Annotated in this window: 17 protein-coding genes; 11 read left to right on the top strand and 6 right to left on the bottom strand. The window is 58.6% G+C overall.

The window, feature by feature from the left end:
* Window positions 1-316: 316 nt before the first annotated feature.
* From pyrG to tpiA, 3 genes are all read right to left on the bottom strand, one after another.
* On the bottom strand, window positions 317-1,951 hold the full coding sequence (pyrG, locus tag K3166_RS05985) for a CTP synthase (protein ID WP_221423749.1): 1,635 nt from the start codon (window positions 1,949-1,951) through the stop codon (window positions 317-319).
* A 103-nt stretch (window positions 1,952-2,054) separates the two neighbouring features.
* Window positions 2,055-2,417, bottom strand: a complete 363-nt coding sequence (gene secG / locus K3166_RS05980) for a preprotein translocase subunit SecG (RefSeq protein WP_221423748.1) — start codon at window positions 2,415-2,417, stop codon at window positions 2,055-2,057.
* A gap of 76 nt (window positions 2,418-2,493) precedes the next feature.
* Entirely contained in the window at window positions 2,494-3,255 is a 762-nt protein-coding gene (gene tpiA, locus K3166_RS05975; protein ID WP_221423747.1) for a triose-phosphate isomerase, read from the bottom strand.
* A 215-nt stretch (window positions 3,256-3,470) separates the two neighbouring features.
* On the opposite strand from tpiA, the gene K3166_RS05970 reads away from it, so the two are divergent.
* From K3166_RS05970 to lexA, 9 genes are all read left to right on the top strand, one after another.
* On the top strand, window positions 3,471-5,408 hold the full coding sequence (locus K3166_RS05970; protein ID WP_221423746.1) for a peptidylprolyl isomerase: 1,938 nt from the start codon (window positions 3,471-3,473) through the stop codon (window positions 5,406-5,408).
* Window positions 5,409-5,416: 8 nt separating this feature from the next.
* The gene (gene trpE / locus K3166_RS05965; RefSeq protein WP_425594573.1) at window positions 5,417-6,931 is read left to right on the top strand and encodes an anthranilate synthase component I; all 1,515 of its coding nucleotides are present in this window, start codon (window positions 5,417-5,419) and stop codon (window positions 6,929-6,931) included.
* The gene (locus tag K3166_RS05960; protein ID WP_221423745.1) at window positions 6,928-7,770 is read left to right on the top strand and encodes a phosphodiester glycosidase family protein; all 843 of its coding nucleotides are present in this window, start codon (window positions 6,928-6,930) and stop codon (window positions 7,768-7,770) included. The genes trpE and K3166_RS05960 overlap by 4 nt, the downstream gene beginning before the upstream one ends.
* The gene (gene pip, locus K3166_RS05955; protein WP_221423744.1) at window positions 7,763-8,725 is read left to right on the top strand and encodes a prolyl aminopeptidase; all 963 of its coding nucleotides are present in this window, start codon (window positions 7,763-7,765) and stop codon (window positions 8,723-8,725) included. The genes K3166_RS05960 and pip overlap by 8 nt, the downstream gene beginning before the upstream one ends.
* A 59-nt stretch (window positions 8,726-8,784) precedes the next feature.
* Window positions 8,785-9,399, top strand: a complete 615-nt coding sequence (locus K3166_RS05950) for an anthranilate synthase component II (protein WP_221423743.1) — start codon at window positions 8,785-8,787, stop codon at window positions 9,397-9,399.
* Complete coding sequence (trpD, locus tag K3166_RS05945; RefSeq protein WP_221423742.1) at window positions 9,396-10,388, top strand: anthranilate phosphoribosyltransferase; 993 nt, start codon at window positions 9,396-9,398, stop codon at window positions 10,386-10,388. The genes K3166_RS05950 and trpD overlap by 4 nt, the downstream gene beginning before the upstream one ends.
* Window positions 10,385-11,188, top strand: coding sequence for an indole-3-glycerol phosphate synthase TrpC (trpC, locus tag K3166_RS05940; RefSeq protein ID WP_221423741.1), 804 nt, complete (start codon window positions 10,385-10,387; stop codon window positions 11,186-11,188). The genes trpD and trpC overlap by 4 nt, the downstream gene beginning before the upstream one ends.
* The gene (gene moaC, locus K3166_RS05935; protein WP_221423740.1) at window positions 11,185-11,658 is read left to right on the top strand and encodes a cyclic pyranopterin monophosphate synthase MoaC; all 474 of its coding nucleotides are present in this window, start codon (window positions 11,185-11,187) and stop codon (window positions 11,656-11,658) included. Before trpC ends, moaC begins: the two co-directional genes overlap by 4 nt.
* 123 nt (window positions 11,659-11,781) lie before the next feature.
* Window positions 11,782-12,486, top strand: coding sequence for a transcriptional repressor LexA (lexA, locus tag K3166_RS05930; protein WP_221423739.1), 705 nt, complete (start codon window positions 11,782-11,784; stop codon window positions 12,484-12,486).
* A 53-nt stretch (window positions 12,487-12,539) separates the two neighbouring features.
* Here the strand turns inward: lexA and K3166_RS05925 are convergent, their stop codons facing one another.
* Complete coding sequence (locus tag K3166_RS05925) at window positions 12,540-14,729, bottom strand: ComEC/Rec2 family competence protein (RefSeq protein ID WP_221423738.1); 2,190 nt, start codon at window positions 14,727-14,729, stop codon at window positions 12,540-12,542.
* Between the two features lie 28 nt (window positions 14,730-14,757).
* On the opposite strand from K3166_RS05925, the gene gltX reads away from it, so the two are divergent.
* Together gltX and K3166_RS05915 are read left to right on the top strand one after the other, a co-directional pair.
* Window positions 14,758-16,212 carry a glutamate--tRNA ligase gene (gltX, locus tag K3166_RS05920; RefSeq protein ID WP_221423737.1) on the top strand — a complete coding sequence of 485 codons (1,455 nt, stop codon included), beginning with the start codon at window positions 14,758-14,760 and terminating at the stop codon, window positions 16,210-16,212.
* Between the two features lie 14 nt (window positions 16,213-16,226).
* Complete coding sequence (locus tag K3166_RS05915) at window positions 16,227-17,513, top strand: citrate synthase (protein WP_221423736.1); 1,287 nt, start codon at window positions 16,227-16,229, stop codon at window positions 17,511-17,513.
* Between the two features lie 55 nt (window positions 17,514-17,568).
* Here K3166_RS05915 and K3166_RS05910 read toward each other — a convergent pair whose 3' ends face one another.
* A complete protein-coding gene (locus tag K3166_RS05910) occupies window positions 17,569-18,987 on the bottom strand; it encodes a sensor histidine kinase (RefSeq protein ID WP_221423735.1) in 1,419 nt (472 codons plus the stop codon).
* Window positions 18,984-19,940 carry a hypothetical protein gene (locus K3166_RS05905; protein ID WP_221423734.1) on the bottom strand — a complete coding sequence of 319 codons (957 nt, stop codon included), beginning with the start codon at window positions 19,938-19,940 and terminating at the stop codon, window positions 18,984-18,986. The genes K3166_RS05910 and K3166_RS05905 overlap by 4 nt, the downstream gene beginning before the upstream one ends.
* Between the last annotated feature and the right edge of the window lie 3 nt (window positions 19,941-19,943).

Genomic DNA, 19,943 nt, shown 5'->3' with positions numbered 1-19,943 from the left:
CAACGTCGAAAACGATAGGGGGCGGGATCCGAAGATCCCGCCCCCGCGACGTTAACGCCGCCAAGCCCCAAATTCGATCGTCCGGGTCGCAGAAGACGATCGGGTTCGAGGCAAGCCCACCCGCTTGCTGACGCAGCGTAAATCTTTAAATTCAAGGGTCTGCGACCGCTGAACCCAGCCTTTTTGCATCAAATGCAACAAAAGATAAAGAGCGCCATTCCCTGAGGAGTGGCGCTCTGTCGTTTTTATACAATTCGGATGATTCAGCCGTGAGTGAAAACAGATGTTTACGCTCACAACGGTTGTAAAAAAAAACTTACACAAGTCGCTCTTGTTCAAGCGCAGCGCCGATAAAACCCGCAAAAAGGGGATGCGGATCAAAGGGTTTCGACTTCAGTTCCGGGTGGAACTGCACACCGACAAACCAAGGATGATCCGGCCTTTCGACGATTTCGGGCAAAAGGCCGTCCGGCGACATTCCCGAGAAGATCAAACCTTCCTTCTCAAGCGGTTCTACATAGGCGCTGTTGACTTCGTAACGATGACGATGCCGTTCTGAAATCTCGGTCGATCCGCCATATATTGAAGACACATGACTATTGGCTGCCAGCTTGGCTTCATACGCACCCAAACGCATCGTGCCGCCCAGATCACCGCCAGATTCTCGGGTCTGTAAACCCTCTTCCGTCATCCACTCGGTGATGATCCCGACCACCGGCTCCTCGGTGTTCCCGAATTCGGTCGAACTAGCGTGCTCGAACCCTGCTGAACGTGCACCTTCGATGCAGGCCATCTGCATCCCGAGACAAATGCCAAAAAACGGCACCTTGCGCTCGCGTGCGAAGCGAACGGCGGCAATCTTGCCCTCGCTCCCGCGTTCGCCGAAACCGCCGGGCACGAGGATGCCGTGCATAGGCTCAAGCTGCGCGGCTATGTCGGCATCGTCCTGCTCGAAGACCTCCGCATCGATCCACTTGATGTTCACCTTTACACGGTGAGCCATGCCGCCATGCACGAGCGCCTCGTTGAGAGACTTGTAAGCATCCTGGAGGCCGACATACTTACCGACAACGCCAATTGTGACTTCCCCATCAGGGTTGGAATGGCGATCGACGACATCGTACCAGCGCGTCAGATCGGGATCTGGTGCGTCAGTGATCCCGAAGCCTCGCAATACTTCGGTATCGAGACCTTCGGCATGATATTGCAGCGGCACCGAATAAATGGACGGTGCGTCAAGCGCCGGGATAACCGCTTCGCGACGTACGTTGCAGAAAGCTGCAATCTTGCGTCGTTCGCTATCGGGAATCGGATGCTCGGCACGGCAGAGCAGCACGTCGGGCTTGATGCCAAGGCTGGCCAGTTCACGAACGGAGTGCTGCGTGGGTTTCGTTTTCAGCTCGCCCGCAGCTGCGATGTAGGGAACCAGCGTGACGTGGACGCTGAGTGTCTGCATCGGCTCCAGCTCGTTACGGAGCTGGCGAATGGCCTCCATGAACGGCAAGCCCTCGATGTCACCCACCGTGCCGCCAATTTCGCACAGGATGAAATCGTGATCGCTCTGGTCGGCCAGTGCGAATTCCTTGATCGCATCGGTGACGTGCGGGATGACCTGAACGGTTGCCCCCAGGTAATCGCCCCGGCGCTCCTTGGCGATGATCTGCTGATAGATCCGACCTGACGTGACATTGTCTGCCTGCTTGGCAGACACCCCGGTGAAGCGCTCGTAATGGCCGAGGTCGAGGTCGGTTTCGGCCCCGTCGTCGGTCACATACACCTCACCATGCTGATACGGGCTCATCGTGCCCGGATCGACATTCAGGTATGGATCGAACTTGCGGATGCGGACCTTGTACCCGCGCGCCTGAAGAAGCGCTGCGAGGCTCGCAGCCATGAGACCTTTGCCGAGCGAGGAGACCACGCCGCCGGTGATGAATATATACCGCGCCATGGGAGTTGGGCCTTAAGCGTGCGTTAGGAGTCGGCGCAAGGATAAAGACGCGCAGAAGCGCGCACCGTCCACAGGCGCCTGTGAAATGGCGAAATTTCGGAGGTTATTCCGCCAGCGGATCCGAATTTTCAGCGGGCTGTGCCGGAGCCGGTACAGGCGCTGCGTCCGACCCGCCAAGCGGATCAACAGTTTCTGCCGGAGTTACGCTGCGATCGAGTGTCGATTCGATACCGCCAGCACCCACGTCTTTGACCGCCATTGCCGCCAGAGCGATCGACAGCGCGACGAAAGCAACCGCCAACCATTTGGTCGAGCGAGTCAGGAAGTCAGCCGCGCCGCGGGCGCTTAGCATGCCGGATGGACTGCCGCCGATGCCTAGACCGCCGCCTTCGCTGCGTTGCATGAGGATAACGCCGACAAGCGCTGCGGCGACGATCGTCTGGACCACGGTGAGGAAGAGGAACATGAAACGCGTACTCTATCGAATAAATTGATTGCAGGCCGCATCTAGGCGCGTACGCCCGATACGGCAAGGTTTCGGGTCAGGCGTCTTCAGCCTCGGATGCGGCCACGACGATTCCGAGGAAGCTCTCCGCTGAAAGGCTGGCTCCACCAACAAGGGCTCCGCCTACTTCCGGGGTGCTGAGGATTTCGCCCGCATTTTCCGGCTTCACCGAACCGCCGTACAGAATGCGAACCTTCGAGGAGGCTTCTTCCCCGTAGGTTTCATCGAGCAGTTTGCGGATCGCAGCGTGCATCGCCTTGATGTCCTCGATCGTTGCGGTCCGGCCTGTACCAATTGCCCAGATGGGCTCGTAAGCAATCGTCAGACGCTCTATCGGATCCTTGATGTGCGGCAGGCTCGCCCTGAGCTGGTCCAGCACGAAATCTTCCGCCTTGCCGGCGTCGCGAATGTCGAGGCTTTCACCACAGCAAAGAATGATGCGCAGCCCCGCTTCGAGCGCGCTGTCGATCTTGGCATTGATCAGTTCGTTCGATTCGCCGTGGTCGCCGCGGCGCTCGCTGTGACCGAGAATCACGAATTTCGCGCCGGCATCAGCCAACATGGATGCAGCGATATCGCCAGTATGCGGACCTTCGGCCCCCGCGTGGCAATCCTGTGCACCTACTCCGATTTGCTCTGCCTCACGGTGGACAGCATGAATCAGCGTGTATGGCGGAGCTACAGCGACTTCTGCTTTCATGTACCGCTGTGCAGCACGGTCGATGGCACGCGCTTCGCTCAACATCGCGCGCGTCCCGTTCATTTTCCAATTGCCAACAATATAGGGCCGTTCGGCCATGCTTAATTTCCTGTCACGTCTTCGGGGCGAGCTGGCGCTATATAGTGGCCCGGCGAGTAATCGCCAGACCATGCTTGTTTATGCGCCAAAACCGGACGGGACCTGTTGCGGGGAGGTCGCAGGGCGGATAAAGCGCGCTCCTTAAACCTTCTCTGCAACGCTTTCCATCCGGAAGCGGCGCGCTCCAAAGCATCGAAGAGGCCCGACCGCAAGTCATGCTCACTTTTTTCCGGAATTTCTTCAAAACGAAGATTGGCCTCGCTATTGCCCTGGCCTTCCTTGCCCTGATCGGTTTCGCATTCGCGAGCATGGACGTCTCGAGCACCGGTGCTTTCGGCGGTGTCGCGGGCGGTGAACGTGTTGCCGTGGTGGGTGACGAGAAGATTTCCACGACGGTGCTGAACGATGGAGCTAGCGAAGCACTGCGCCGCGCGCGGCAGCAAAATCCAGAAGCCACGATGCAGACATTGCTCGCAAACGGCGGACTGGATCAGGTACTCGATGGCCTAATCGACCGTTACGTCTTGATTGCCTGGGGCGAACAAAACGACCTGCGTTCGGGCCGAAATCTCGTGAACAGCGAGATTCGCCAGCTACCGGGTGCCCGCGGACCCAGCGGGAATTTCGAAGAAGCTGCCTATCAAGCCTTCTTGCAGGCTCAGAGCCTGACGGATGCGCAGCTTCGTCAACAGATACGCACGTCCCTGTTTTTCCGCCAAGCGGTCATTCCTGCAGCATACGGGGCGACCGTTCCAGATTCGATTGCGCGGACTTACGCACAAACATTCAAAGAGCGCCGCCAAGGGGCAATCGCGGCAATTCCGGCAGCCGCTTTCGCACCGAAAGGCAATCCGACCGACGCGCAGCTCCAAAAGTTCTATGCGGAAAACGAAACCCGGTTCATCAGGCCTGAGCGTCGTACGCTACGTTACGCAAGTTTTGGCACCGATGCTTTGGGCGATTCGATTCAGCCAACAGACGCGCAAATCCGGGAATATTTCACTGCCAACGCAGATGAGTATGCGGCACGCGAAACGCGCAGCTTCACTCAACTTATCGTCGCGACCCGCCAGGGCGCCGAGGCAATTGCTGAAAGGGTTCGCGGAGGTCAGAGTTTCGCGGCCGCCGCTGCCGAAGCGGGTTTCCGGACTGCGGACCTCGAAGACCAGGAGCGTGACACCGTCCTCGAGCAAGCCAGCGCCTCTGTCGCTAACGCCTATTTCAGTGCCAAAGAAGGCGGTCTGACCGCGCCTGCGCGCAGCCCGCTTGGCTGGCACATTGCGCGCGTCAACGATATTACGAATGTTCCCGCTCAGTCCTTGGCGAGTGTGCGTGATGATATCGTCGCGGTTCTCAGCGAACGAAACCGGCAGCGCGGGATCGCCGAACTGGCAACGACAATCGAAGACCGGCTGCTTGACGGCGCCTCCCTGACTGCGCTTGCCGAAGAGCTTGATCTCAATTTGCAGACCTCTCCGGCCATTACCGCATTGGGCTTGGTCTATGGGACGGAGCAGCAGGCCCCTGCCCAGGTTATGGCCACCCTGGATTTCGCGTTTGAAATTGAGGAAGGCGAGCCGGAAATCGCGGCTCTGCCTGATGGACAGAACTTTGTTGTCTACGAAGTTGCCTCGATCACACCTGCGGCAGCCGCGCCCCTCGCCGAGGTTCGGAACAGTGTCATCAGTGAATGGCGCCGCGTGAGAGGCAACAAAGGTGCAGAAGCAGCTGCTGCCCGGGTTCTGGCCCGGGTGGAGAAAGGGCAATCGCTCGCAGAAGCGATCGCCGCCGAAGACGTTTCGATTCCTGCGCCAGAAAGCGTCAACCTAAGCCGCGAGGAGCTTGCCCGGCTCGGGAATGCCAGGGTGCCTGCCGCTTTCGCGCTCTTCTTCGCCATGGCTGAAGGCACGACGAAGAAGCTTGAAGGTTCTGGCGATCAGGGCTGGTACATTGTCCAGCTAGACGACATTTCGCTTGGCAAACTCGAAGAGAACGATCCGCTTATTGGTCAGGCTCGCACCCAGATTGCCCAGGGCTGGTCTGGTGAATATACCGAGCAACTGCTTGCAGCCATGCGTGCAGAAGTTGGCGTAGAGCGCAATTCGGACGCCATTGAAGCTGTTCGCCGCCAGCTTCTCGGCGAAACGAACTGAGCCAGCTATTGGGACAGCCATTGGAAGGTCTCGAACGCGCACGACAGGCACTTCGCGACGGCAGGCCCGCACTCACTTGGCGCCGAATTGTTGCCGATACTGTCACGCCGGTCGGCGCTGCTCTTCGCCTGATCAAAGAGGGACGCGGCGATTTTCTGCTGGAATCGGTCGAGGGCGGCGAAGTCCGCGGGCGATACAGCCTACTTGGCCTCGACCCCGACCTTGTCTTTCGTGCCGAAGGCAATTCTGCCGAGATCAACCGGGAATGGCGGTTGAACCGGCTCGGATTCGAGCCTTCCAACCAACCGACATTGGACGCGCTGCGCACGCTGCTCGCTGAATGCCGGATCGACGTGCCTGAGCAGCTCCCCCCGGCGCTTGCGTGCCTGGTGGGCTATTTTGGATATGAAACGATCGGGCTGGTAGAGAAGCTGCCTGCGGCCGGAGAGGCTGTGCTGGATGTTCCGGACATGCTGTTCGTTCGTCCGACGCTATTGCTCGTCATCGACAGCTTGAGCGACGAACTCTTTTGCATCGCGCCGCTTTGGCCATCCGATGACGATGTCGAAGGGAAACTGGAACGCGCAGCCGAGCGGGTGGACGCGGCCCTGTCGCAGCTGGGCGCTGCCACGCCTGACGAGCGCACTTGTGCAGAAGACCTCGCATCCTGCGACCCTGAACCCGTGATGCCTTCTGCAGAATACCGGGGCATGGTGGAGCGTGCGAAAGAGTACATCACCGCTGGAGACATATTCCAGGTGGTCTTGTCGCAGCGCTTCACGGCCCCGTTCACCCTGCCCCCGATGGCGCTCTACAGGTCGCTTCGAAGGGTGAACCCTTCACCGTTCCTATACTTCCTCGATTTGCCGGGATTCGCGGTTGTTGGCTCAAGCCCCGAAATTCTGGTGAGGGTCCGCGATAACGAGGTAACCATTCGCCCGATTGCCGGCACCCGCAGGCGCGGCGCAAACGCTGCTGAGGATCGCGCGGCGGAAGAATCGCTGCTCGCTGATCCGAAAGAGCGGGCCGAACACCTTATGCTGTTGGATCTGGGCCGAAATGATGTCGGACGCGTGGCGCAAAGCGGCACGGTGACTGTGACAGACAGCTTCAAGGTCGAACGCTACAGTCATGTGATGCACATTGTCAGCAATGTAACCGGCCAGCTTTCACCCGATCATGACGCGATTGATGCGTTGTTTGCCGGGTTCCCGGCGGGGACAGTCAGCGGAGCGCCCAAGGTGCGTGCATGCGAGATTATCGCCGAACTCGAGACTGCGAAACGCGGTCCCTACGCTGGCGGTGTCGGATACTTCTCGCCCGATGGTTCGCTAGACAGCTGCATCGTGCTCAGAACAGCGGTTGTGAAAGACGGAATAATGCATGTTCAGGCCGGTGCAGGGATAGTCGCCGACAGCGATCCGGATTATGAGCAGCAGGAATGCGAGGCCAAGGCCGGAGCATTATTTGCAGCCGCCAAAGAAGCGGTAAGAATCGCCAAGGAACCCGGTTTCGGACAATGAAATACCTTCTGGTCGCATTACCATTGATGATCCTGTCCGCATGCGAACCACCGCAGGGCGGAGAGCCTGTTACGCGGACGCGAATTGACGGTCAGGCTGAGGCAACCCCCAGCCCTACGCCAAGCGAAACCCCCTTGGTCGCAAGCCAGGTGGAAAGCGCCTGCCGCTCGATCATTTTCGAGGATACTTCGCTAACTCACTGTCTTGCCGTGCCTTCAAGGCACCGCATCCGAATGGCGCTCGCCAGCGACGAAGGCGTAACTTACCGCAGCCTCTCGGCCTACTCGCGCTCGCGTGATCCTGTGGAAATGGCTTTTGCAATGAATGCAGGAATGTACGACGAGGAAGGCCAGCCAATCGGCTACTTCGTCGTGAATTCCGAGCGATTGAAGGCACTCAATACGAATGACGGGGAAGGCAACTTCCACCTGAAGCCCAACGGCGTGTTTTTCGGCACGGGCGACTCTTGGGAAATCAGGACCACCGAAGATTTCCTGGCAAATGTCAGCGATCGTCCCGAATTCGGCACACAGTCCGGACCGATGCTCGTGATTGACGGAAAGATTCATCCGGAAATCAGTCAGGATGGCCCCTCCCGGCTGGTGCGGAACGGTGTCGGTATCGATGACCGCGGACGGGCGCACTTTGTCATTTCCAATGCCCCGATCTCGTTTGGAAAGCTTGCCCGTTTCTATCGTGACGAGCTGAAAGTGTCAGACGCTCTTTATCTTGACGGGAATGTTTCAGGGCTATGGAACCCGGCAACCGACCGGCTCGATACCGGCGCTCCAATTGGCCCGATTGTGGCCGTCGAAAGAAAGGTCTCTGACGATGAGTGACACGCGGCGAAATCTGTATCCCGAGATCGAACCATACGAGACGGGGATGCTGGACGTCGGTGAAGGTCACTCGCTCTATTACGAACGCGTAGGGACACCGGGGGCGAAGCCTGCTGTGTTCCTTCATGGCGGCCCTGGCGGAGGGATGAGCCCCTCACATCGCCGGCAGTGGGATCCCGAACTTTACGACGTTCTGCTTTTCGACCAGCGCGGCTGCGGTAAATCGCTCCCATTTGCAGAGATCGAGAACAACGACACATGGCGCATCGTGGCCGATATCGAACGCTTGCGCGAAATGTGCGGCCACGAGAAATGGCAGGCATTCGGCGGCAGTTGGGGATCGACACTCGCCCTCGCCTACGCCCAAAAGCATCCGGAACGTGTGAGCGAACTCGTACTGCGCGGTGTGTTCCTCGCGCGCGCCAAGGAAAAACAATGGCTCTATAGTTACGGCGCAAGTGAGATCATGGCCGAGGCATGGGACGATTTTATCAGCGTCATACCGGAGTGCGAACGGGGCAACCTAGTGGAAGCATTCCACACGAGGCTTACCAGCGATGACGAGGAAACCCGTCTGACGGCAGCGAAAGCATGGTCTATCTGGGAGGGCCAGGTCGCAACTTTGCTGCCTGATACCGACCTGCTCGACAGCTTCGCGGATGCGTCGAAAGCCGTGCCATTCGCCCGCATCTGCGCGCGCTATTTCCTGAATGATTTCTATCTCGAAGAAGCCCAGTTGCTCGCCGATGTCGACAAGCTTGAAGGCATTCCGGGCATCATTGTCCAGGGGCGTCACGACATATGTACTCCGCCAACCAGTGCGTGGGCGCTCAAGAAAGCGTGGCCCGAAGCAGGGCTGTGGATCGTTCACGATGCCGGTCACAGCGCCAGCGAACCGGGCATTATCGATGGGCTTGTCAGAGCGACTGACAAACTGGCCGGCAAGCAGGTTTGACGTCGCGACTGGTTTTGATTGCTTGAAACCGATCACGCGCAGCGCCATTGACGCCATACATGACCGACAGCCGGACAATCTTCGTCGTAGACAACTACGATAGCTTCACTTTCAACCTCGTCCATTACCTGATGGAACTGGGCGCGGAGGTGAAAGTGGTCCGCAATGATGCGGTTACCGCCGCAGAGGCCATTGCCGCCAATGCTGATGGCTACCTCATTTCACCTGGACCCTGCACGCCAAACGAAGCCGGCATGAGCCTCGATCTGGTTGCAGCTTGCGCCGAAGCAGGGAAGCCCCTCCTCGGGGTGTGCCTTGGCCACCAGGCCATCGGTCAACACTTCGGCGGGCGCGTTGTGCGCGGCGGCTTGATGCATGGCAAAACCAGTGACGTCACCCACAACGGCAGCGGCGTCTTTGCAGGTTTGCCATCACCCTATCTCGCTACCCGTTATCACTCGCTCGTTGTTGAAGACATTCCCGACTGCCTCGAGATCAACGCACAAAGCGAGACCCCCGGCCTTGATGGTTCGAGCGTCATGGGGTTCCGCCACAAAACCCTTCCTATTCATGGCGTACAGTTCCACCCGGAAAGTATCGCGACCGAGCATGGTCACGCCTTGCTCGCCAATTTCCTCCACATTTGCGGCATTGAGGCCCAGGTTCCAGCATGAAGCAACTACCCGCAGCCGACATCCACCTCGATGCTGAAAAGGCAGAAGAAGTCTTTGGCTGGATCCTGGACGGTGAAACTTCCGATGATGAGATTGCCCGCTTCCTGGTAGATATGTCAGCCCGAAGCGAAACGGCTGAGGAAATCGCTGGCGCCGCCCGCGCTCTCCGAGCCCGCCTGATCCCGATCAACGCGCCAGATGGCACGGTCGATTGTTGCGGGACCGGCGGCGACGGCCACCATACACTCAATGTTTCAACCGCCGTTAGCCTTGTTGTCGCGGCCTGCGGGGTAAGTGTCGCCAAGCACGGTAACCGTGCTGCTAGCTCGAAATCGGGCGCTGCGGACACCCTTGAAGCCTTGGGTCTCGACATGGAGGCGGCGGGAAGAACGGCGGAGAAGACACTGGCAGAGCTGGGAATTTGCTTCCTGTTCGCCAAGAACCATCACCCTGCGATGGGCCGCATCCAACCGATCCGCCAAAAACTGGGGGTCCGGACCATTTTCAATCTGATGGGTCCGCTTTCCAATCCGGCAGGCGTAAAGCGCCAGCTGATCGGCATCGCTCGCCCAGCCTATGTACCCATCTATGCGAAGGCCAAGGCGATGCTCGGTACGGAGCGCACTTTTATCGCTTCGGGCGACGAAGGTCTCGACGAATTGTCTCTCGCGGGCGGCAACGAACTCGCTGATGTCTCTGGCAACGATTTCGAAATGCGCCGCGTGCTCGCGGTTCAGGCAAACTTGCCGCACGCACCGGTCGAAGCCATTCGCGGCGGTGATCCGGTGCATAACGCGAAAGCGCTCGAGGCTCTGTTGCTAGGCACACCGGGACCCTACCGCGACGCAGTGCTGTTCAATGCAGCTGCGACCCTGATTGTAGCGGGACGTACCGAAGACTGGACAGAAGCCGCCGAAACTGGCGCAGAAGCACTCGATAGCGGGAGGGCGAAAGAGCTCCTCGCAAACTGGATCGAGATGGCGCAGTGAATAAACTCGAGGAAATTTGTGCCACCAAGCGCGATGAAGTGGCTGCGCGCAAAACCAAGGCAAGTCTCTCGCAGCTTGATCTGGGTTCGCGCAATATCGATGCGCCCAGAGGCTTCCGCAATGCCCTTGAGGAAGCGCAAAAGAGCGGCTTTGGTCTGATCGCCGAGATCAAGAAAGCCTCCCCTTCCAAAGGCCTCATTCGTGAACACTTTGACCCCGCCGATCACGCGAAGGCGTATGAACGCGGCGGTGCGGCATGCCTGTCGGTTCTCACAGACGCTCCGTATTTCCAGGGCCATGAAAGCTATCTGATCGAAGCGAGGGCAGCTTGCACTTTGCCGGTTCTTCGCAAGGACTTCATGGTTGACCCGTGGCAAGTTTCAGAAGCGCGATCCATTGGTGCCGATGCGATCCTGATTATCGTCGCTGCGCTTGAAGATGGAGTCATGCATGAGATCGAAGCCGCTGCCGTCGAGCGCGGAATGGACGTGCTGGTCGAGGTTCACGATGCCGAAGAACTGGAGCGCGCCGCACGCCTTCAGTCACGACTGATCGGCATTAATAACCGCAACCTGAAGACCTTCGAAACTGACTTGGGTATCACTGAAGCACTTGCTCCGCTCGCCCCGGCAGGGTCGCTCATTGTTGGCGAAAGCGGCATTTTCACGAATGATGACTGCAACCGTCTTTCGCGTGCAGGAGTGAATACATTTCTCGTCGGAGAAAGCCTGATGCGGCAGGCCGACGTTGAACTGGCGACCCGCACTCTTCTTTCCCCAGGTTCTGACAGCTCATTATGACACGCCTGACGCATCTTGATGAAAGCGGTGCCGCAAGGATGGTGGATGTTTCTACAAAGCCTGAGACCGAGCGCAGTGCAACCGCCGAAGGGCGCATCGTGATGTCACAAGAGGCGCTTGAGGCACTTTCATCCGGTGGAAATCCAAAAGGCGATGCAGTCGCGGCCGCTCGTATTGCCGGCATTCTGGCGGCCAAGCGGACCGGCGAACTCATTCCGCTTTGTCACCCACTGGGGCTCGATTCGATGGTCGTCGATATCGAGATTGAAGAGCGAGCCATTCGCGTCCAGGCCACTGCCAGACTGGTCGGCAAAACCGGGATCGAGATGGAAGCGCTCACTGCCGTTTCGGTAGCACTGTTGACGCTCTACGATATGGGCAAAGCTATCGATAAAGGGATGCGTATCGAGGGTATTCGGCTCTTGGAAAAGGTCGGAGGCAAGTCAGGACACTGGCGAGCACAGGACTGAAACGGGAACACCTGTTCCGTTCCATTGCCCAGAAATGGCTGAATTGCTTGACTTTGAAAAAATGGTTGCCTAATTGTTCCACATTCGTTCGCATTAAGTGAACTGGAACCAGGGAGTGACCTGATGCTGACCGCAAAGCAGCACGAATTAATTCGGTTCATCCAGCAGAAGCTGGAAGATACCGGCATTTCGCCTTCTTTCGAAGAAATGAAAGAAGCGCTTGATTTGAAGAGCAAGTCTGGCGTGCACCGCCTGATTTCCGCGCTTGAAGAACGCGGCTTCATCCGGCGGCTTCCCAATCGGGCTCGGGCGCTTGAAGTGATCAAGTTGCCAGAAGATGCGGTCACGCTGCCAGCCTCCGCTCAACCGGCAAAGGTGTCATCAGCAAATGATACCATTGTCGCCGCGCACGCCGCTAAAGCGATTGCGCCGCGAGCGGCAAATGACATTATCGACGTCCCATTGCATGGCAGGATTGCGGCCGGTGCACCGATTGAAGCCATCGAAGGCCAGTCCAGCATGCCAGTACCTGCGGCCCTGCTTGGCCCGGGCGATCACTATGCGCTCGAAGTTTCAGGTGATTCCATGATCGAAGCGGGAATTTTCGACGGTGATTTTGCGCTAGTGCAGCGCACCGAAACTGCCCGGGATGGTGAAATTGTGGTCGCACTGGTCGACAATGAGGAAGCGACCCTCAAGTACCTCCGCAAAGAGGGTCCGATGGTCCGCCTCGACCCCGCCAATGGCGCATACGAACCTCAGGTTTACGAAGCGAGCCGAGTGCAGGTCCAAGGTAAGCTGGCTGGACTGCTGCGTCGCTACCATTGATCTGAGATACTTGAATTGAAATGGGGCGCTTGCTGATGCGGGCGCCCTTTTTTTCAATATTTTTCGGCGTCCGTTTTCCACCAGCCATGTTGCCCCTGAGCCGATGCAACGGTGTCGATCCGTTCGTCTGCCAGGTACACAGATGTACCGCCATTCTCTGCTACGAAGCGGCCGTCGATCTTCGCCCATTTGGGCTTGCAACTTCTCGGCAGCCACCGATCTGCAATGACAAGATCAGACAGCTCGCACGCAGCGGCTAACTGGCGCTCATCAATCCTCTGACGGTTGAGGGCGACAAGAATCGACCAGTCCCGTTCCCCTCTGCTGAGCCCGATGGAGCAAAAATCTGCGCTGCACCGCGCGCCGGGATATTCCTCTATGGGCATGGCCTCGGCCTCGCTCCCTGCCAGTTCGACAATGTTGGTTCTCGAATAAGAGCCCGGCGCACCGCGCAGAACGAAGAGATGCCCGTCCTGATTTGTAATTCCGACATTGCGCCCATCACGTGTGATAAGCAGATCCGGGACGGGGCTAAGCACCAATGCAATTGTGCCAATTGCCGCTGGAACAAGGCCCAACAAGCGCGCCCTGCCCCTCCACAAGGCAAGCCACAGCCCTCCCCCAACGAACAGAGAGATTATCCCTAGCCCCATATGCGGCACGAGCTTGACAGCTCCAGGCTGTGACGATGTGAAATGCGCCATCGCAATGAGAATTTCGAGCGATTTGCCTGCGAGCCACCAGAACGGCGCGCCCGCTCCGACAAGGTCGAAAAATAGCGCGAGCGCAATCAGTGGCATCGACAAGAACGTGACCAATGGAATTGCGAAAACATTCGCAAATGCGCCGTAGAGACCAGAACGATGGAAATGGAATAACACGATAGGTGTGAGGGCTATCTCGATCACCAAGCCGGTAATGAACAACATCAGAACGCGCCTGGACATCACTCTCGTCCAGCCTTCCTCACGGGGCGCCAGGAAATCCCTCACTGGCTGTGAATTATGGAGCGCTACGATTGCAATGACCGCAGAAAAACTCATCTGGAAACTTGGGCCAACGAGAGATTCTGGCCATAGCACCAAGACGGCCCCCGCTGCTACGGCCACCATTCGCAGGGACAAAGGCTCACGTCCCAGGGCTAGCGCGCCCAGAACCAGAACGGCCCCGATGCAACTTCTTACGGTGGGAACCTGAGCGCCGGTAAGGAGCGTATAGGCGATGCCCACACCCGCGGCAGCGGCAGCGGCCAGCAATGGCAGCCTGGCGCGCAGGGCCAGCCAAGGCCACAAGGCAAGCAGCTTGATAGCCAGAAAATATGCCGCTGCGATTACCGCGCTTACGTGCAATCCGCTGATTGAGAGAAGATGGGTCAAGCCGGCATCCCGCATGGCCTCTTCATCGGCCTTCGCAATTCCTCCGCGGTCTCCGGTTGCAAATGCAGCCGCGATGGTTCCCGGTGCTCCGCTTAGTCGCGATCGGACATGCGCAGAAAGATCACGTTGTTTTCCGGCCAGCCAGCCATCATTGGCTTCTGCAGGCTCGGTCACTCGCACCTCGCCGACTAACGAACCGGTAGCCGCGAAACCTTTGAACCATGCATCCCGCGCGAAATCATAAGCGCCGGGGAGCAGGGGCGGAGATGGCGGCATCAGGCGCGCTCGCAGTTCTACCCTCGCGCCTTCGCGAAGTTCGGGCATGTCATGGTCGTTTGGGACATTCACCCTCACACGGATCGCTCGCCCTGCTTCGGCGTCCCGCGCGGCAAGGACAAGCCGAACCCTATCTTCCGAAGGCTGTTCCGTGCGCTCGAGTATACGTGCATCGAGCTTCATAAGCATCGGCCGGGATATCGGCTCTGCTCCGACCATCTCCGATCGCACCCACACGGTGGTCAGTCCTAGTGCGAATGCCAATCCAAGCGCACCGACAGCAAGCCGTAAGTGCTGCCGACCCTCCGCGCCGCGCCAGATCGCATGAGAAAACACGGCGGCAGCCAAAGCAATCACCAAGCCGGCAATCCATTGCCACGGCATCGCGAGCAAGAACCACGCACCGATTCCAGCGGCAAACGCCACGGCGAGCCAAGGCCCCCTATCGAACCCGGATTGGACCAGAAACTTCTCTGTATGATCGCCCGTTCTGGACAATATGGCGCGCATGCGCCAATGGCGCTGCACTGCAGCATCGGCGGGGCCGTCAGGCGCGCCAAATGGTACCATCGGCGTCCCGTCATTCGCCATGGAAGTCTCTGAAAGGAAAGCAAAGAGAATGGCAAGCGAAACCGGGAAAACAACACCCGCTGGACAGGTCGTTACTCGATTTGCACCCTCGCCGACCGGTTTCCTTCACATTGGTGGAGCGCGCACCGCGCTTTTCAATTGGCTATTTGCCCGCCATTATGGCGGCAAGGCACTGCTACGCATCGAAGACACCGACAAAAAGCGCAGCACGCAGGAAGCCATCGACAAGATCCTTGAAGGTCTCGACTGGCTTGGCCTCGATTATGACGAACCGCCAGTATTTCAATCCGACCGCGCAGCTCGCCACAGCGAAGTGGCCTACAAGCTTCTGGAGGCAGGACATGCCTACAAGTGCTATGCGACATCTGAAGAGCTCGAACAGATGCGCGCCGAACAGCGCGCCAACAAGCAGCCCATGCGGTATGACCGCCGGTGGAGAGAGCGCGATCCCGCCGACGCGCCCGAAGGTGCTCCATTCGTCATTCGTCTAAAGGTACCTGAACACGGTGAGATGACCATCGACGATGCCGTCCAGGGCAGCGTTACCGTCAAGAACGCCGAAATTGACGATTACATCCTGCTGCGCGCCGACGGCACACCAACGTATATGCTGGCGGTCGTTGTCGACGATCACGATATGGGTGTGACCCACATCATCCGGGGCGACGATCATCTCAACAATGCCTTTCGCCAGATGCCCGTAATACGGGCAATGAACGAGATCGAAGGGGGTTGGCCCGATCCGGTCTATGTCCATGTTCCGCTGATCCATGGATCGGACGGAGCGAAATTGTCAAAACGTCACGGCGCGATCGGAGTGGAAGCTTACCGCGACGAAGAAGGCATCCTTCCTGAAGCCCTGTTCAATTACCTGCTTCGGCTTGGCTGGGCCCACGGTGACCGCGAAGAGATCACCCGTGACGAGGCGATCAAGCTGTTCGACCTCGACGGGGTCGGGAAAAGTCCTTCTCGCTTCGACATCAAGAAGCTGTTGAATCTCAACGCACACTATATCCGCGAGGCCGATGATGCCCGACTTGCTTCGCTGGTTGCTGCGGAAATTGGCGATGATGCCGATGAGCAAATTCTGACAGAGGCGATGCCGGTCCTCAAAACTCGTGCCAAGACCGTGCACGAACTATCTGAAGGTGCAGCCTTTTTGTTCAAGAAACGGCCGCTGGAAATGACCGAGAAAGCAGCTGAACTTTTGAATGCGGAAACGCGTGCCCGTCTCGGCGAACTTGCCGAGCGTTTGAGAGCGGAAAATAGCTGGACAATCGAGGCTCTCGAAGCCACTACCAAATCATATGCCGAGGCGCTTGAATTGGGCCTGGGCAAGCTCGCGCAGCCCATGCGTGCGGCACTTACGGGCACAACCACGTCGCCCGGAATTTTCGATGTTCTGGTCCTGTTGGGCAAGGAGGAATCGCTGGCGCGCATCGACGCGCAGGCATCCTCGGCAGGTACCGGACAGAACGGCTGATTAAGGAGACTCGCGTGGCCGATAAACAGGCAACTCTCGATCTTGGCGGACAGAGCCAGAATTTTCCCATTCTTGAGGGAAGCGTTGGGCCCGATGTCATCGACATCCGCAAGCTCTACGGCACGACTGGCACATTCACCTATGATCCGGGCTACAAGTCCACAGCAAGCTGCGAAAGCGCGCTGACATATATCGACGGTGAAGAAGGTGTGTTGCTGCACCGTGGTTATCCGATCGGGCAACTGGCCGAAAATTCGAGCTTCATGGAAGTTGCCTACCTGCTGCTCAATGGCGAACTGCCGAGCCCGGATGAACTTGGCGACTTCGATTACACCATCACCCGCCACACAATGCTGCACGATCAGCTGCGCCAGTTTTATCAGGGCTTCCGCCGCGATGCGCACCCGATGGCAATCATGTGCGGTGTCGTTGGCGCGCTGTCGGCGTTCTACCATGACAGCACGGATATTTCGGATCCGGAACATCGCAAGATCAGCAGCCACCGGCTGATCGCTAAGATGCCGACAATTGCAGCTTGGGCTTACAAGTACTCGATCGGCCAACCGTTCATGCAGCCGAGGAATGACCTCAGCTACACGGGCAACTTCCTGCGCATGACTTTTGGTGTTCCTGCAGAAGAGTATGAGCTGCACCCGGCCGTCGAGAAGGCCATGGATCGCATCTTCATCCTCCATGCCGATCACGAACAGAACGCATCGACGTCGACCGTAAGGCTTGCTGGTTCGTCGGGCGCTAATCCGTTCGCCTGCACCGCCGCTGGCATCGCGTGTCTCTGGGGCCCTGCGCACGGCGGAGCGAACGAAGCCGCGCTCAACATGCTGCAGGAAATCGGCACTCCCGATCGCATTCCGCATTATATCGAGCGTGCGAAAGACAAGAACGATCCGTTCCGCCTCATGGGCTTCGGCCACCGGGTTTATAAGAACTACGATCCGCGCGCCACGGTCATGCAGAAAACTGTCCGTGAGGTGTTTGACGCCCTGAACGTCAAGGATCCGGTGTTCGAAACCGCGCTTCAGCTTGAAGAACTCGCTCTCAATGACGATTATTTCAAGGAAAAGAAGCTGTTCCCGAACGTGGATTTCTATTCCGGCATCATCCTTTCGGCAATCGGCTTCCCGACGACGATGTTCACCGCCCTCTTCGCCCTCGCCCGTACCGTCGGATGGGTTGCACAGTGGAACGAGATGATTTCCGATCCCGGCCAGGTCATCGGCCGTCCGCGCCAGCTTTACACTGGACCGACGCAGCGCGATTACGTCCCGATGGACCAGCGCTGAGAACATTCAACTTTTACGGATCAGGGGCGCTTCGGCGCCCCTTTTTCTTGGCAGTCTATTTTCCGTCCGGCTTTGGAACGTTGCTGCCCGGCCCGTCACGCTGCTCACTCCGCAAGTCATCCGCAGCAGGCACTGACAGGGTGAAACGAGCGCCCAATCCCGGCGCGCTCTCCACCGTCAGGTCGCCGTCCATCGCCCTCGCGATCCGGCGGGAAATATAGAGACCAAGCCCAGACCCGCCGTCACCGCTTCGGCCCAGTCTTTCGAATTTCTCGAAAACTTTCGCCTGTTGCGCTTCATCAAGGCCCTTCCCTTGGTCGGCAACGGTGATCATCGCTCGCGAGCCGATACAATCAAGCCTGATCCAGACCTGACTCTCTTCTGGCGAGTAGCGGATCGCGTTGCCAACCAAGTTGAGCATGATCTGCAGTACGCGCCTGAACTCGGCGATGGCCAATTGGCTCTCACCTTCGGCGGGCGGGACGAGTGTGATGCCGCGCTCTTGCGCTCTCACCCCTAGAATTCCGCAAGCGCGCCGAGCGACGTCTGCCAGCTCAATCCGGTCAGGCTCGGTGACGAAGTCCTCGGATTCGACGATTTCGAGATCGGAAAGGTCATCCACCAGTGCCAGCAAATGCTGGCCCGCGCTCGCAATATCAGCGGCGTACTGGCTGTATTCCTCCGCCAGCGGTCCGGCGAGTTTGGTGCGGATCGTTTCCGCGTTGGCGATGATGCGATTGATCGGTTGGCGCAGAACCGGCGTCAGGTCGCGCCCCATTGAGGGAGTTTCGCCCGCATCCTGCTCTCCCACATCGGCGAGTGGAGTGGTTGCATTCAGGTGAAGCACAAACCCTGCACTGCCAGGGTTTGGCTGGCCGAGCGGCTCGAGGTGCGCGGTCCATTCCCGCTTGGAGCCCGGTATCTTGCACTTCGCGCCATCAAGAAGCCGCCAGTGCATCGGTTGCTCATGAGCATTGCCCGGCAGTTCCACCAGATCGGTCCAAGGCTTTCCGATGGAAGTCAGGGCCTTGCTGGCAAAATCCGTCAGATCTGCAGCCTCGGTATCGACAGAAAGCAGAGCCTGAGATGGATCGAGCCGCGCTGTACACTCCGCCAGATGGCGGTTTATCTCAACTTTCCGGCGATCCGCTTCGACGCTGTTTTCCGGAGGAAGGGGCTGCGTTTGCCAGCTTGCGATGACAATCTCGCAGCCATCTTTCCCGCCATCAACCGGCGAAATCTCGGCCCAGGCGGTAATCCTGTTCTGGTCATCGACCGCCTCAAACTGACGGGCAATTCTCAAACCGTATGAGCGGGCCTTTTCGACCAATGCAAGCAATGCGGGGATGGCGATTGTCCCACCAATCCGACCACCGCAATCATGTTGGAGGTCCGCCAGGGGGCCGTCCGCTTCGATAAGCCGATCCTGCGCGTCACTGCGCCCTTGCGCAATTGTCTGCGTTGCAACGTTCATGGCCGACCCTCATTCAAAATTTCGGCCAGCATTCTACGCGCATCTTCGCCGCTAATCCGATCGAGTTCGGGTACAGGTGCAGCTTGTGGATGCAATCGCAGGAGAACCTCGTCGATCTGCCCGGCATCAAGGCCGGCAGCGCGCAGACCCAGTGCCAAGCGCGCAATCTGGCGCGCGTTGCTTGAAAGAATGGCAAAGACACGATCCTGACCCGACCTTGCGGCAAGGGCCGTGAAAAACAGTCCGGCTCCCGCTTGGTCGGGAATGAGCGCATCCAGGCCATCCTTGCCCGCACCCGCGATAAGCCTCGCGAACAGAGCGAGGCGGCCAGCGCTCTCATCGTAACCGGACCGTAACTTGCTCTCAGCACGTGTCAGTGCGTCGGAGGCGCGCTCTCCGTTATAAGCACGCCAGGCCAGCAATGTTTCGTGGAACAGGTCTGCGGGAAGTTCGGCCAGCGGCAACTCCATCCGACGCTGCGCTTGAGCGAAGCGCGCCTGGGCAGCAAGGGCGGACATCGCCGCGCTGGCCATGGACGGGTCAGGATGCGCGATAAGTGCCTGGAGTACCGGCGACAGTACGGGATCCAGCCCATTTTGCGTTTCCAACCTTTCGGTCAGTTGCCATTCGACTGCCAGTGCATGGCAATGAGACAACAAGGCTCCACGGCTCTGGAAATGAGCGGCCAACGCCTCGCCGTGACGCTCAGCAAATGCCTCGCGCCCGGATTGCCCCGTTGCTTCGGCTTGAACCCGAAGGATCTGCCATGCCAGGTCATTCAGCATGCCTCGCAGGCGTGCGATGATCTCGTCACTGAAAAGCGAGTGGTCGGGCGTGGAAAGCAGGTGCCCGAGGATTGGTTCGATCTTCGACAGCGTACGATCGCCCCGCGCAAGCGCACAACGCAGTTCATCCTGCGCTGAACTTATCCGTTCGGCTCGATCTTTTGCCATCGT

This window comes from Qipengyuania psychrotolerans (genome assembly GCF_019711355.1).
In the GTDB taxonomy this organism is placed as follows: Bacteria; Pseudomonadota; Alphaproteobacteria; order Sphingomonadales; family Sphingomonadaceae; genus Qipengyuania; species Qipengyuania psychrotolerans.
This window is presented reverse-complemented; position numbering and strand designations above follow the sequence as displayed.

Bases quoted from the DNA above. Each gene is read 5' to 3' on its own strand.
- pyrG (WP_221423749.1), bottom strand. From the start codon at position 1,951: ATGGCGCGGTATATATTCATCACCGGCGGCGTGGTCTCCTCGCTCGGC.
- secG (WP_221423748.1), bottom strand. From the start codon at position 2,417: ATGTTCCTCTTCCTCACCGTGGTCCAGACGATCGTCGCCGCAGCGCTT.
- tpiA (WP_221423747.1), bottom strand. From the start codon at position 3,255: ATGGCCGAACGGCCCTATATTGTTGGCAATTGGAAAATGAACGGGACG.
- K3166_RS05970 (WP_221423746.1), top strand. From the start codon at position 3,471: ATGCTCACTTTTTTCCGGAATTTCTTCAAAACGAAGATTGGCCTCGCT.
- K3166_RS05960 (WP_221423745.1), top strand. From the start codon at position 6,928: ATGAAATACCTTCTGGTCGCATTACCATTGATGATCCTGTCCGCATGC.
- pip (WP_221423744.1), top strand. From the start codon at position 7,763: ATGAGTGACACGCGGCGAAATCTGTATCCCGAGATCGAACCATACGAG.
- K3166_RS05950 (WP_221423743.1), top strand. From the start codon at position 8,785: ATGACCGACAGCCGGACAATCTTCGTCGTAGACAACTACGATAGCTTC.
- trpD (WP_221423742.1), top strand. From the start codon at position 9,396: ATGAAGCAACTACCCGCAGCCGACATCCACCTCGATGCTGAAAAGGCA.
- moaC (WP_221423740.1), top strand. From the start codon at position 11,185: ATGACACGCCTGACGCATCTTGATGAAAGCGGTGCCGCAAGGATGGTG.
- lexA (WP_221423739.1), top strand. From the start codon at position 11,782: ATGCTGACCGCAAAGCAGCACGAATTAATTCGGTTCATCCAGCAGAAG.
- K3166_RS05925 (WP_221423738.1), bottom strand. From the start codon at position 14,729: ATGGCGAATGACGGGACGCCGATGGTACCATTTGGCGCGCCTGACGGC.
- gltX (WP_221423737.1), top strand. From the start codon at position 14,758: ATGGCAAGCGAAACCGGGAAAACAACACCCGCTGGACAGGTCGTTACT.
- K3166_RS05910 (WP_221423735.1), bottom strand. From the start codon at position 18,987: ATGAACGTTGCAACGCAGACAATTGCGCAAGGGCGCAGTGACGCGCAG.
- K3166_RS05905 (WP_221423734.1), bottom strand. From the start codon at position 19,940: ATGGCAAAAGATCGAGCCGAACGGATAAGTTCAGCGCAGGATGAACTG.